Here is a 12,475-nt window from a genome sequence, read left to right as displayed (position 1 = left end):
ACTCTTGCGCGATGCTTGGCAGCGTTCCGCCATCCGTCCCCAGAAGGGTACCATCATGTCCGATACCGCCGTCGCCAACCCGTCCGCCTCCACTGCCCAATTGCCGGCCGTCCAGGCGCCCGCGGCTCCAGCCGCGCCTCCGCCGAGCGGCGCCGCCGTCATCCAGAACGAGCAGGGCAAGGCGAACTCCCTGCTGAACACCATCGCGGACAAGCTGGACCGGCTGGTGACGCTGACGGTGGTGACTGCGATCGCCGACATCGACGTGGTCCAGGACGATCCCAATCAGGTCGGCTTCACCTGCCGTCCGAAAGCCGGCACGACCATCGAGGCGTTCCAGACCCAGGTCAATCTGGTCACCGGCGACATCGAGAACCTGATCAGCCGTGATTTCGCGACCAACACCGCCTACCACAGCCTGACCGAATTTCACCTCGCCCAGGTGACCAAGAGCAGCGACATCGTCAGCACCAACCTGAAGGCGATCCGCGATCTGGCCGTCCATATCTCCGGCCGCACCGGCTGACCCGCCTTCCGGGCGGCGGGACGTCGCCGCACCGCAGCCACCTCCCCGACGCCCTCCCGCCAACCCAGCAAGGTGGCCGATGTCCCAGTTCGTCGATCTGGCGCGCAACCTTCTCGCGCTCGAAATCAACACTGTGCTGAAAACCGGCATCTCGGCGGAAAAGATGCCGCTGGCGGGGGATGCGCTGATCGATCTGGCGCAGGAATACTATGTCTTCCTGTGCGAGCAGTTGGACGTCTTCGGCAGCCGCGAGACGGCGATCCTCGCCCCCTGGGCCGGCCGGATCTCGGAGACGTTCCATTGGGGGCTGGCCCCGTTCGCCCCGCCACCCGACACCGCCCGGCCCGACCGCTACGACCCGTTCTTCTTCAGCCGCGACCTGCCGGGCAACGACCCCGCCCGCGGCACCACGCTGAAGGTCTTCGACGACCTGCGCGAGGTGGCGAGTTGGCTGCGCGAGATGACCGACCGCACCCTGGACGCCGCCCGGCAGCCCGGCGCCACCGCCGACGTGGTGTCCGCCGCGGCGGAGATCGACCACGACGCGCCGCCGATCCTGATGCGCATCCAGCGCAACTCCGACCAGATCAACGACGTGCTGCGGCGGCGCGGGCTGGACACCGTCAGCTATCTGCGCGGCATGGCCGAGGAGGTCCGTCGCATGCCGGCGCTGAAGACGGCGGACGTGGTGACCATCCGCAAGGCGTGGGACGTCGGGACCGAACTGGTGGTCATGCAGTCGACGATCCAGATCGACGGCGACGTGGTCACCCGCCTGCTGAAGGGCCGCGACAACGCCGGCAGCAGCGTCATGATCAGCGTCCACAAGGACGCGGTGGACGTCTCCTTCCGCTATTGGAGCTTCCTGATCGACGCTCTGGGCCGGTTCGCCGGAAAAGCCGTGAACACCCTGGTGGGAGATACGGGGTAGCCCGCTGCGCCGGCGCTTCCTCAGTGACCTCCCGCATGGCTTCGCCTGGCGGCGCGACGCCCTGACCGAGATGGTCGGGCGGTTGCGCCGGGGCAAGGCCGGCCTGATTCCCCGGCGCGGGCATGGCATTGCGCTGACTCTTCAGTTCTTCGCCCAGGGTGGACGGACGATCGGCCTGCGCGTGCCGGTCGCCACGCCGTCACCCGACAATGGTGCCGGCTTGCGCACCATTCCGGTCCGTGTGTCGATCCAGCCCGACGGCGACGTCCTGGTCGCCCTGCCCCGGGCCGCGGTCGAGAATGGACGGTTCGACGCCGCGTCCGCGGCGCGTCTGACCGCTCAACTGCGCCGTCTGGTGGAGCGGGTCACCTCGGCGAACCCGCTGTGGGGGATCGACGCGCTCCAGGCGCTGGGGGAAGCCGTCACTGCCGTCGCCGGGCTGTGCAGCGGCGCGGTCCTGCTGTGGAACGGGTTCGAGCGGATGACCGCCGGCCAATGGGCGCACAGCGGCGCGACGCTCGTGCTGCTGACAGCGCCGGCCGCTCTGGCGAAGCTGCGGCCCTGGCTTCTCGGGGCGGTGGCGCCCAAGCTGTTCCCGCTCGCGCTCAAGGCCGGTGAGCGAATCCTGCGGATTTGAGCCAAATCCGACTGGTCACACCACTTGGTGCGGTGCGGTAAGGCTCTGAAAATTCATTTCTTATTGACATTCCTGTGAAAAATCGCACCCGCTCGCATCTGCGATGTTGCAGCGCATTGGCCCGGGGCCGGACTTGTTCTATGTTATGCCTGCCGCCGCGGTTGATGGCTCCCCCATAAGGACCATCGGCACGACAGCATCCGTAACAAGAAGCAACCCCTTTGCTTCTGCGGTTCACCAGCGGGCTTGCCTCACCAGGAGCTGGCCGTTTCTATTACTGGAGCGATTGTAATGTCTCAGAAGATCGCGCTCGTCACCGGTGCCATGGGCGGTCTCGGCACCGCCATCTGCCAAGCCCTGGCCAAGGACGGTTGCATCGTGGCGGCGAACTGCCTGCCGAACTTCGAGCCGGCCGCCGCCTGGCTGGGCCAGCAGGAAGCCCTCGGCTTCAAGTTCTACGTGGCGGAAGGCGACGTTTCCGACTTCGAAAGCTGCAAGGCGATGGTCGCCAAGATCGAGGCCGACCTGGGCCCGGTGGACATCCTGGTGAACAACGCCGGCATCACCCGCGACAAGTTTTTCGCGAAGATGGACAAGGCCCAGTGGGATGCGGTCATCGCCACCAACCTGAGCAGCCTGTTCAACGTCACCCAGCAGGTGTCGCCGAAGATGGCCGAGCGCGGCTGGGGCCGTATCATCAACATCTCCTCGGTGAACGGCGTGAAGGGCCAGGCCGGCCAGACCAACTACTCGGCCGCCAAGGCCGGCGTGATCGGCTTCACCAAGGCGCTGGCCGCCGAACTGGCGACCAAGGGCGTCACCGTCAACGCCATCGCCCCGGGCTACATCGGCACCGATATGGTCATGGCCATCCGTGAGGACATTCGCCAGGCCATCACCGACAGCGTTCCGATGAAGCGCCTGGGCCGTCCGGACGAGATCGGCGGCGCGGTGTCCTACCTCGCGTCGGAGATTGCCGGCTACGTCACCGGCTCGACCCTGAACATCAACGGCGGCCTGAACTACCAGTAAGGCACCGGCCGTCCGGCACTGGCGGCAAACCGCCCAGCCGGCAAGCACACGGCCCGTTCCCGGCCTGACCGGGGGCGGGCCGTGTGCCTTTCGCTCTTCGGAGCATCCCTTCAAAGTAAAACGCCCGGGATCGGGTGGACCGTTCGCGCCGCGCACCTCCCCTTTGTGCCATGGCTTCGGTAACGGCCGGTCATCTGAAAAGTATACTCCCGCAGATTTCCTGTTGAATCCGTTCGGGCCCCTGTACCCGCGCGCCCCAACGAGTATGCTCCCCAGCAGCACGCAAGTTGCGTCCTGAGGCCGCACCGCGCTCGTCTTCCGGAATCAACAGACGTCGAGAACCTGCACATGGGCACGTCCCATGCAGGAAGGGAGGAATCGTGCCTGAATCGCCGATCATGCAAACTCTGCCGGGAGACGGGTCTGCCCGTCACAGGTCCAGGGCCGATTACGTCTATGGGATCGACATGGTCCGCTTCGCCGCGGCTTTGCTGGTCACCGGCTTCCACCTGACCTGGCGCGACCCCGCGGTCGCCGACGTCATGTGGTCCGGCTGGGCCGGGGTGCAGGTCTTCTTCGTGGTATCGGGCTTCGTCATCGCCAATTCGGCCAACAACGCCACACCGATCGCCTTCATCCGGTCGCGTCTGCTGCGTCTCTATCCGGCGGCCTGGGTCTGCTGCATCCTGTGCCTCGTCGCCCTTGTGCTCATGCCCGGTGCAGACCCGGATCTGGCGCGGCGCTTCATCGCCTCCTTCTCGCTGGCGCCCGCCGGCCCCTACATCGCGTCGGCCTATTGGACGCTGCCGGTCGAGATCGCCTTCTACGCCGCGGTGTTCCTGCTGCTGTTCAGCGGGAATTTCCACCGGCTGCCGCAGTTCGCCCTGGCGCTGACCGCCGCCAGCTCGGCCTATCTCGGCGTCTACAGCCTGCACGTCTTCGGCGTCGTCGACCTGCCGTTCCTGGAGTTCGAGTACGGCATGCTGAACATGACGCTGCTGCGCCACGGCGTGTTCTTCGCGCTGGGGATCTTCCTGTGGCTGTGGTCGTGCGGCAAGCTGACCCGGACGGGCATGGCCGCCGCCCTGCTGGCCCTGATCGCCGCGCCGCTGGAGATCACCGCCCGGTCGGTGGAGTTCGTGGAGCGCTCGCCGGTCCCGCTGAACCTCGCCGATCTGTGGATGAACCCGCTGCTGATCTGGGGAGCGTCGCTCCTCGCCATCGCCGCCTCGGCGCGCTGGCGGGCGGAAATCGCCACGCTGCCGCCGTCCCTGCTGGCCCTGCTGCGCGTGGTCGGGTTGGCCACCTACCCGCTCTACCTGCTGCACGAGGTGATCGGCGGCTCGGCCAAGGCGCTGGCGATGCAGGCCGGGGCCTCCTCCATGGCCGGCGCGGTGACGGGCGGCGCCCTGTCCATCGCCGTGGCCCTGCTGGTCGCCGCGGTCCTGGAACCGGCGGTGCGCGACCGGCTGCGCCGTCTGCTCGACATCCCGCAGGCCGCCTTCTCGGCCCGCCCCGCCTTCAGCACCTTCTACCGCTCCGGCGGAACCGTGTGACCAAACGTCCAACCGTTACCAAACGCTTCCACAAAAAACGATCGCCGTGAATTCCAGGGGAGAAACCTGAATGTACACCGACGCGCTTGGTGGCGATGTCCTGTGCCCCGCGTCCTCCATCGAGATCGACCGGGTCGACCGCAGCGGCTGGTACGCCATTCTCGATGGCTTCGACGACGCCAACATCTTCCAGACCTGGGATTATGGCCGCATCGCCCACGCCGGGCGGGAGTTGAGCCACCTCGTCGTGCGGCGCGACGGGCGCCCGGTGGCCGCGGTGCAGGTGCTGCTACGCCGCGTGCCGGGCATCGGCGGTCTGGCTCTGGTCATGTGGGGGCCGATGTGGCACCCGCGCGGCCAGGAGCCCGACCACGCCGCCCTGATGACCGCGCTGCACGCGCTGAAGGCGGAATACACGGATCGGCGCGGCTTGCTGCTGCGCCTGCTGCCTCATGTCTCCCAGGCGGACGGGGAGGCGGTGACGGCGGCCCTGGCCTCGCTGGGAATGCGGTTCCGGGAGGAGAAGGCCCCCTACCGCACCTTCATCACCGACCTGACGCCGGACGAGCCGGGACTGCGCTCCAACCTGTCCCACCACTGGCGGCGCGGGCTGAACAAGGCCGAGCGGATGGGGATCGAGGTCGTTGAAGGCTCCCACGCCGAACTGCTGGAGACCATCGACGACATCTTCGTCGAGACGCAGCGCCGCAAGGGCTTCAAGGCCTACGACAGCCGCACCTTCACCCGCATCAACGAGGCGCTGCCGCCGCGGCGGAAGATGCGCGCCTTCCTCGCCATGCACGAGGGGCGGCCGGTGGCCGGGGTCGTCGTATCGCTGTTCGGCACCACCGGGCAGATGCAGAACTCCGCCACGCTGGAGGCCGGGCTGCGGGTCAACGCCGCCTATCTGCTGCAATGGCGGGCGCTGCTGTGGATCAAGGCGAACGGCGGGCTGCGCTACGACCTGCATGGGGTGAACGCCCAGACCAACCCCGGCGTCTACCAGTTCAAGCGCGGCCTCGCCGGCAAGCATCCGGTCGAGACGCTTCACATCGGCACCTTCGAGACGCCCGGCCCGTTGCCCAGCCGCCTGCTGGTCCAGGGCGGCGAATCGATGCGCGCCCAGGCCGACCGCTGGAAGACCCAGGCCGGCGCGATGGTGAGCCGGCTGCGAAACTGGAAACCACCCCAGGCCGAGCCCGCCCCGTTGGAGGACGTGGACACCTCCGACGCCGCCGTTCTGGCGAAGGCACCGTCCGGCCCGGCGTGAGGTTGGCCGGCGTGAGGTTGGCCGGAAGACCGTGTTATGATCGGCCTGGAACGGAGGCCGACCCATGACCAGCGCTCCCCTGATGATGCAGGAAGCCGCAGCCGCCCCCGCGGCGGTGCGGCGCCTGCTCGACTCCGACGCCGCAGCGGTGGCCGCCCTCGCCGACCGGCTGCGCTCCGTGCCGCCGCCCTTCGCGATGACCATCGCGCGGGGCAGCAGCGACCACGCCGCCGGCTACGCCCGCTACCTGTTCGAAACAGCGCTGGGGCTGGTCACCGCCTCGGCGGCGCCGTCGGTGGTCACGGCCTATGGCGCCGATCTGCGGGTGAAGGATGCCTTCGTCCTGGCCATCTCCCAATCGGGCCAGAGCCCCGACCTGCTGCGCGGCGCGGACGCGGCGCGGGCCGGCGGCGCTTTGACGGCGGCGCTGCTCAACGCGGAGGGCTCGCCGCTGGCGGAGCGGGTCGCCCATCCCCTGCCGCTTCACGCCGGGCCGGAGTTGAGCGTCGCCGCGACCAAGAGCTTCGTTGCCAGTCTCGCCGCCATCGCCCGGCTGACCGCCGTCTGGACGGACGACCGCGCGCTTCTCGACGCCCTTTCGCAACTGCCCCACGAACTGGAACGAGCCGGTGCTGCGGACTGGTCGGCGGCGCTGCCGGTGCTGGGGGGCGTGTCCAGCCTGCTGATCGTCGCGCGGGGCCGCAGCTATCCCATCGCGCAGGAAATGGCGCTGAAGTTCAAGGAGACCGCCGCAGCCCATGCCGAACCCTTCAGCGCGGCGGAGGTGATGCACGGTCCGATGGCGCTGATCGAGCCGGGCTTTCCCGTGCTGGTCGTGGCGGTGCGGGACGAGACGCTGGACGGCGTATTGCAGACCGCCCGTGCGCTGAAGCGGGCCGGCGCCCATCTGCTGGTCGCCTCCGCCGAGGAGCGGGCGCTCGCCTTGGCCGACACGCCCTTGCCCCTGCCGCCGCCGCTGCACCCGGTGCTGGATCCCATCGCGGCGATCCAGGCCTTCTACCCCTTCATGGCCCGGCTGGCGGTGGCACGCGGCTTCGACCCCGACCGGCCCCGCCATCTGCGCAAGGTCACCCGGACGGTTTAGGAATTACCTCGAATTTGCGGTGATCTTTTCGGCCCTGCCGCCACCGCCCGTTGACGCGCCCGGACCAGCTCGCGCTAGGCTTGCCAAAACCACGGTTTGGCAGCGAAACGGGACAGCAGCATGACCATCGGCATCGGCGCGGACGACCTTCTGCGGTTTGAAAGTCTGGGCGACAATTGCGAATTCGGCTTCGTCCTGCGCCGGTTGTCCTGCGAGGCGGGGAGCCTGTTCCGCTGGGCGTCGATGAAGCCCGACCAGCTTCTGACCAAGCTGCGCGCCAACTTCGAGGGCATGTACCGCTTCGAGAACCTGTCACCGCTGCGCACCGGCATGGTGCTGGATTCCGCCTATGGCATCGGCTGGCACAGCGACATGAAGTCCGACGTCAGCGGCGGGCGGCTGGTCTTCCGTGACGACGACGCGACGCGGCGCGCGATGCACCGCCGGGAGACGCGAAAGATCCAGTATCTCCAAGCCAAGTTCACTGCGCGGGCGGCGATGGGTGGGGTGATCTTCGTCGTGAAGTCGAACCCCGGCATCGCCCCCGCCACCATCGACGGGCTGCATGACGCGCTGGCCGTCCTTGCGGGCCACGACGACTTCGCCCTGCTGGAGGTTCAGGCGACGGACGATCCCACCCGCATCGGCCATGTGGACTGGCAGCGCCCCGGCCTGATGCGCGGCTACGTCACCCGCTTCGCCCACTATCATCAGGCGGACGACATCGACGCCGCGGCATGGTTCTCCATCGTCCAGGGCGCGCTGCGCCTGTTCCCCTGCCACGACTGGGCGCAACGCCACGCCGCCCTGCGCATCGGCACGCCGGACGCGCTGGTGCAGCTTCGCTTCCCCTTCGGCCCCGATCAGGACACGAGCAAACCCATCACGGGCGACCTGCGCGCCGGAACCGCCCACCTGCTGAACGGAAACAGCTGGTGCCGCCCTTACGAGGGCCTGTTCCGCCTGCACGGCCCCGATCCGGAGCGGCCCGGCACCACGCTGCGCTGGACCGGTGTGCACGCGCCCGGTCCCTTCCATCTCGGCGCCACCCTGCGCTGCCCCCTTCGGGACTCCGTCCCGCTCCGCGTCGCGGTTTCCATCGCCACGGAGGGCGGCACGACGCTGGCCGAGGAGCGGTTCGAGGTGCATCCCGGCCGGGCCACCGACCTCGTGCTGGACGCCCCCGCCACGAAGGGTCCGCTGACCGTCGCGTTGATCGTGAACGCCGTGCGCCCGCTGACCGAGGGGGAGCGCGCCGTTCTAGACCTCTCGCCGCCCGCCCTGCATCCTGAGCAGGTCCCGGCCGTCGCTCTTCCGGCGAAGGCGGCGTGAGTCGGATCACCCAAGCGGGATGGGCCGGGATCGCCACACTGCTGGTGGTCCTGGCCGTCCCGGCGCAGGGCGAAACGCCTGTCGGGCCGCGCACGCAGCCCCCCTATCCGGACGGGCTGACGACGCGCATGGAAACGCTGCGGCGGCAGGACCCGAAGGCGATGCTGCTGGGAGACTCCCTGATCGCCGGCTGGCCGCCCGACCTTGCCCGCCGGCTGTTCGACGCGGAGCCGATGAATTTCGGGGCCGGGGGCGACACAACGGGAAACCTGCTGTGGCGGGTGCGGCAGTCCTTCGGGCCGGGCATGGGGCTGAGGTCCGCGCTGGTCCTGATCGGGACGAACGATCTGCCGAACCGTTCCGCCGGGGAGATCACCACCTCCATCGAAGCCATCACCATGGACGTGAAACGCTTCGCCCCCGACGCCTGCGTCACCCTGCTGGCCCTGCTGCCGCGGCGCGACGGCAACGCCATCTTCGCCGAACGCATCGCCGATGTGAACCGGCGGCTGAGCGCCCTCGCCGGTCCCGGCCTGCGCGTGGTTGACGCCAACACCCCGCTGCGCGACGCCTGCCCGGCGGAGGGCGCCTGCCCACTCTACAAGGACCCGGTGCATCTCACCCGCGCCGGCTACGAGCGGCTGACCACCCTTATCGACAAGGCCGGTTGTTAGGGGGCCGGTTGTTAGGGGGCCGGCTGCCAGAAAGATGTCGAAGGCGGCCGGGCTTCGGGATATCTAGGGGTTATGACCAGCGACACCGCCGCCGCCGACCGTACCGGCACCGATTTCGAGATCTTCATCGTCACCGCGCCGGGCCTGGAATCCGTGCTCTGCGCGGAGGTGAAGGCCAAGGGCTTCCGCGACGCCACCGCCATCAAGGGCGGCGTCACCGTCCGCGGCGGCTGGCCGGAGGTCTGGCGGGCGAACCTGGAGCTGCGCGGCGCGACCCGCGTGCTGGCCCGCGTCGCCTCCTTCCGCGCCTTCCACCTCGCCCAGCTCGACAAGCGGGCGCGCCGGGTGCCCTGGGCCGAGTTCCTGCGCCCCGACGTGCCGGTCCGCGTCGAGGCGTCCTGCAAGGGCTCGCGCATCTACCACGCCGGGGCGACCGCCCAGCGCATCGAGCGGGCTATTACCGAAGAGCTGGGCGCCACCATCTCCGCCGAGGCCGAGGTGTCCATCAAGGCCCGCATCGACGACGACCTGTGCACCATCAGCGTCGACGCGTCCGGCGAGTCCCTGCACAAGCGCGGCCACAAGGAGGAGATCCACAAGGCCCCGCTGCGCGAGACGCTGGCCGCCCTGTTCCTGCACCATTGCGGCTACGACGGGACCGAGCCGGTGGTCGATCCGATGTGCGGGTCCGGCACCTTCGTCATCGAGGCGGCGGAGATCGCCGCCGGCCTGCACCCCGGACGCAGCCGCCGCTTCGCCTTCGAACAGCTCGCCTCCTTCAACGACGCGGCGTGGCAGGCGATGCGCTCCGCGGGCGGCACACGCACCGCGCCCGCCGTCCGTTTTTACGGCAGCGACCGCGACGGCGGGGCCATCGCCATGAGCCGCGCCAACGCCGAGCGCGCGGGCGTCGCCGCCCTGACGGACTTCCAGAAGCAGGCGGTCAGCGACCTGATGCCGCCGGAGGGTCCGCCGGGCCTCGTCATCGTCAACCCGCCCTACGGCGCGCGGATCGGCGAAAAGAAGCCGCTGTTCGCCCTCTACGGCGCGCTCGGGCAGACGTTGCTGTCGCGCTTTTCCGGCTGGCGGGTCGGTCTCGTCACCAACGAGGCGTCGCTGGCCCAGGCGACCGGCCTCCCCTTCCGGCCCTCCGGCCCGTCGGTGTCGCACGGCGGCCTGCGCGTGACGCTGCACAGCACCGCCGCCCTTCCCTGACCCCATACCGCACCCATCTGTAAAGCCATGTCCAACCGCACCGCTCCCCGCCTGCACGCTTCGGCCTGCCCGCACGATTGCCCATCCACCTGCGCGCTGGAGGTCGAGGTGCTGGACGAGCGCCGCATCGGGCGCATCCGCGGCGCCGCCGACAACAGCTACACCGCGGGAGTGATCTGCGCGAAGGTTGCTCGCTACGCCGAGCGGGTGCACCACCCCGACCGGCTGACCCGGCCGCTGCGCCGCACCGGTCCCAAGGGCTCCGGCCAGTTCGCGCCGATCTCCTGGGACGAGGCGCTGGACATCGTCGCCGACCGGTTCCTGGAGGCCGAGCGCCGGCACGGGCCGGAGACGGTGTGGCCCTACTACTACGCGGGCACCATGGGGCTGGTGCAGCGCGACGGCATCAACCGGCTGCGCCACGCCCGGCGCTGGTCGGGCTTCTTCGCCACCATCTGCACCAACCCGGCCTGGGCCGGCTGGCTGGCCGGCGCCGGAAAGCTGGCCGGGGCCGACCCGCGCGAGATGGCCAAATCCGACCTCGTGGTGATCTGGGGAACCAACGCCGTCTCCACCCAGGTCAACGTGATGACCCACGCGGTCCGCGCCCGCAAGGAGCGCGGGGCGAAGATCGCCGTGGTCGACGTCTACCGCACCCCGACCATGGAGCAGGCGGACGTCCCCCTGCTGATCCGTCCGGGCAGCGACGGGGCGCTGGCCTGCGCGGTGATGCATGTGCTGTTCCGCGACGGGCTGGCCGACCGCGTCTATCTCGCCAGCCACGCCGACGACCCCGCCGGGCTGGAGGCGCATCTCGCCAGCCGGACGCCGGAGTGGGCCGAGTCCATCACCGGTCTGCCGGCGGCGGAGATCGAGGCCTTCGCCCGGCTGGTCGGGCAAACGCCGCGCAGCTATTTCCGGTTGGGCTACGGCTTCACCCGCTCGCGCAACGGGGCGGTGAACATGCACGCCGCCTCCTGCATCCCGGTGGTCAGCGGCGCTTGGCAGGTCGAGGGCGGCGGCGCCTTCCATTCCAACAGCGGCATCTACGGCTGGAACAAGACGCTGATCGAGGGGCTGGACCTGCGCGACCCGACCGTGCGCATGCTCGACCAGTCGCGGATCGGCCCGATCCTGGAGGGCGATCCGGAGGCGCTGGCCGGCGGCCCGCCGGTGACGGCTCTGCTGATCCAGAACACCAACCCGGTGACCGTCGCCCCCGATCAGGCCCGCGTGCGCCGGGGCTTCGCGCGCGACGACCTGTTCGTCTGCGTGCACGAGCAATTCATGACCGAGACGGCGCGCATGGCCGACATCGTGCTGCCCGCGACCATGTTCCTGGAGCACGACGACCTCTATCAGGCGGGCGGCAACCAGCACATCCTGCTCGGGCCCAAGCTGGTCGATCCGCCGGGCGAGTGCCGGCCCAACCACGCCGTCATCACGGAGCTGGCGCGGCGGCTGGGCAGCGACTCCCACCCCGGCTTCGCCATGACCGAGCGGGAGCTGATCGACGCCACGCTGCGCGCGTCCGGCCACGGCACGCTGGAGGCGCTGGAATCCCAGCGCTTCCTCGACGTGCAGCCGGACTTCGAGGACGCGCATTTCGTGAAGGGCTTCCGCTGGCCGGACGGCAAGTTCCGCCTGAAGCCGGACTGGCCCAAGGTGCCCTACGCCGCGCCGTCCACCTTCGGCCCGGTCGATGCCATGCCGGCCTTCCCCGACCATTGGGCGGTGACGGAGGAGGCGGACGAGGAGCACCCCTTCCGGCTGGTCACCGCGCCGGCCCGCAACTTCCTGAACAGCAGCTTCACCGAGACCCCGACCTCGGCGGGGCGGGAGCGCCGCCCGAGCCTGATGCTGCACCCCGACGACGCGGCGGCGCTGGGCATCGCGGAGGGCGACCGGGTGGAGGCCACGAATGGACGCGGCGCGGTGTTCCTGCACGCCCGGCTGTTCGACGGGGTGCGGCGGGGCGTGGTCATCGCCGAGTCTATCTGGCCCAACGCGGCGCACGAGGGCGGGCGCGGCATCAACAGCCTGACCGGCGCCGACCCGGTTGCGCCCTTCGGCGGCGCCGCCTTCCACGACAGCCATGTGCGGGTGCGCAAGGCCGACGCCGACGCTTAAATTCGACTCCTCCCTCTTCTCGCCGGGGCCGGTAAAGCCCAAATGCGGCCGCTGTGGCCCTGTGCAG

General features: G+C 69.6%; 11 protein-coding genes. All 11 read left to right on the top strand.

Annotated elements, in window-relative coordinates; genetic code table 11:
- The first annotated feature begins 55 nt into the window (after positions 1–55).
- The 11 genes from ACWPXE_RS01645 to ACWPXE_RS01595 all read left to right on the top strand — a co-directional run bounded on the left by ACWPXE_RS01645 (position 56) and on the right by ACWPXE_RS01595 (position 12,408).
- On the top strand, positions 56–526 hold the full coding sequence (locus ACWPXE_RS01645; RefSeq protein ID WP_454016422.1) for a hypothetical protein: 471 nt from the start codon (positions 56–58) through the stop codon (positions 524–526).
- Between the two features lie 79 nt (positions 527–605).
- Positions 606–1,457 carry a hypothetical protein gene (locus tag ACWPXE_RS01640; RefSeq protein ID WP_454016421.1) on the top strand — a complete coding sequence of 284 codons (852 nt, stop codon included), beginning with the start codon at positions 606–608 and terminating at the stop codon, positions 1,455–1,457.
- A 70-nt stretch (positions 1,458–1,527) separates the two neighbouring features.
- On the top strand, positions 1,528–2,094 hold the full coding sequence (locus tag ACWPXE_RS01635; RefSeq protein ID WP_454016420.1) for a hypothetical protein: 567 nt from the start codon (positions 1,528–1,530) through the stop codon (positions 2,092–2,094).
- Between the two features lie 291 nt (positions 2,095–2,385).
- Complete coding sequence (gene phbB, locus ACWPXE_RS01630) at positions 2,386–3,126, top strand: beta-ketoacyl-ACP reductase (protein ID WP_035669664.1); 741 nt, start codon at positions 2,386–2,388, stop codon at positions 3,124–3,126.
- A 380-nt stretch (positions 3,127–3,506) separates the two neighbouring features.
- Positions 3,507–4,682, top strand: a complete 1,176-nt coding sequence (locus tag ACWPXE_RS01625; RefSeq protein WP_454016419.1) for an acyltransferase family protein — start codon at positions 3,507–3,509, stop codon at positions 4,680–4,682.
- Positions 4,683–4,752: 70 nt separating this feature from the next.
- Positions 4,753–5,952 (top strand): lipid II:glycine glycyltransferase FemX, encoded by a 1,200-nt coding sequence (locus ACWPXE_RS01620; RefSeq protein ID WP_454016418.1) that lies wholly within the window; start codon positions 4,753–4,755, stop codon positions 5,950–5,952.
- Between the two features lie 64 nt (positions 5,953–6,016).
- Complete coding sequence (locus tag ACWPXE_RS01615; protein ID WP_454016417.1) at positions 6,017–7,057, top strand: SIS domain-containing protein; 1,041 nt, start codon at positions 6,017–6,019, stop codon at positions 7,055–7,057.
- Positions 7,058–7,177: 120 nt separating this feature from the next.
- Positions 7,178–8,389, top strand: a complete 1,212-nt coding sequence (locus ACWPXE_RS01610) for a hypothetical protein (protein ID WP_454016416.1) — start codon at positions 7,178–7,180, stop codon at positions 8,387–8,389.
- Positions 8,386–9,063 (top strand): GDSL-type esterase/lipase family protein, encoded by a 678-nt coding sequence (locus ACWPXE_RS01605; protein ID WP_454016415.1) that lies wholly within the window; start codon positions 8,386–8,388, stop codon positions 9,061–9,063. Before ACWPXE_RS01610 ends, ACWPXE_RS01605 begins: the two co-directional genes overlap by 4 nt.
- Before the next feature lie 72 nt (positions 9,064–9,135).
- Positions 9,136–10,278 carry a THUMP domain-containing class I SAM-dependent RNA methyltransferase gene (locus tag ACWPXE_RS01600; RefSeq protein ID WP_454016414.1) on the top strand — a complete coding sequence of 381 codons (1,143 nt, stop codon included), beginning with the start codon at positions 9,136–9,138 and terminating at the stop codon, positions 10,276–10,278.
- A gap of 27 nt (positions 10,279–10,305) precedes the next feature.
- The gene (locus ACWPXE_RS01595) at positions 10,306–12,408 is read left to right on the top strand and encodes a molybdopterin-containing oxidoreductase family protein (RefSeq protein ID WP_454016413.1); all 2,103 of its coding nucleotides are present in this window, start codon (positions 10,306–10,308) and stop codon (positions 12,406–12,408) included.
- Positions 12,409–12,475 lie beyond the last annotated feature (67 nt).

The organism is Azospirillum sp. Marseille-Q6669 (assembly GCF_965111635.1).
Note: the sequence above shows the minus strand (reverse complement) of the source record. Positions and strands in the feature narration are given on the sequence as shown.

Excerpts from the sequence above, each read along its gene's own strand:
- ACWPXE_RS01615 (WP_454016417.1), top strand. The coding sequence starts at position 6,017 with ATGACCAGCGCTCCCCTGATGATGCAGGAAGCCGCAGCCGCCCCCGCG.
- ACWPXE_RS01645 (WP_454016422.1), top strand. The coding sequence starts at position 56 with ATGTCCGATACCGCCGTCGCCAACCCGTCCGCCTCCACTGCCCAATTG.
- ACWPXE_RS01610 (WP_454016416.1), top strand. The coding sequence starts at position 7,178 with ATGACCATCGGCATCGGCGCGGACGACCTTCTGCGGTTTGAAAGTCTG.
- ACWPXE_RS01600 (WP_454016414.1), top strand. The coding sequence starts at position 9,136 with ATGACCAGCGACACCGCCGCCGCCGACCGTACCGGCACCGATTTCGAG.
- phbB (WP_035669664.1), top strand. The coding sequence starts at position 2,386 with ATGTCTCAGAAGATCGCGCTCGTCACCGGTGCCATGGGCGGTCTCGGC.
- ACWPXE_RS01640 (WP_454016421.1), top strand. The coding sequence starts at position 606 with ATGTCCCAGTTCGTCGATCTGGCGCGCAACCTTCTCGCGCTCGAAATC.
- ACWPXE_RS01595 (WP_454016413.1), top strand. The coding sequence starts at position 10,306 with ATGTCCAACCGCACCGCTCCCCGCCTGCACGCTTCGGCCTGCCCGCAC.
- ACWPXE_RS01620 (WP_454016418.1), top strand. The coding sequence starts at position 4,753 with ATGTACACCGACGCGCTTGGTGGCGATGTCCTGTGCCCCGCGTCCTCC.
- ACWPXE_RS01635 (WP_454016420.1), top strand. The coding sequence starts at position 1,528 with ATGGTCGGGCGGTTGCGCCGGGGCAAGGCCGGCCTGATTCCCCGGCGC.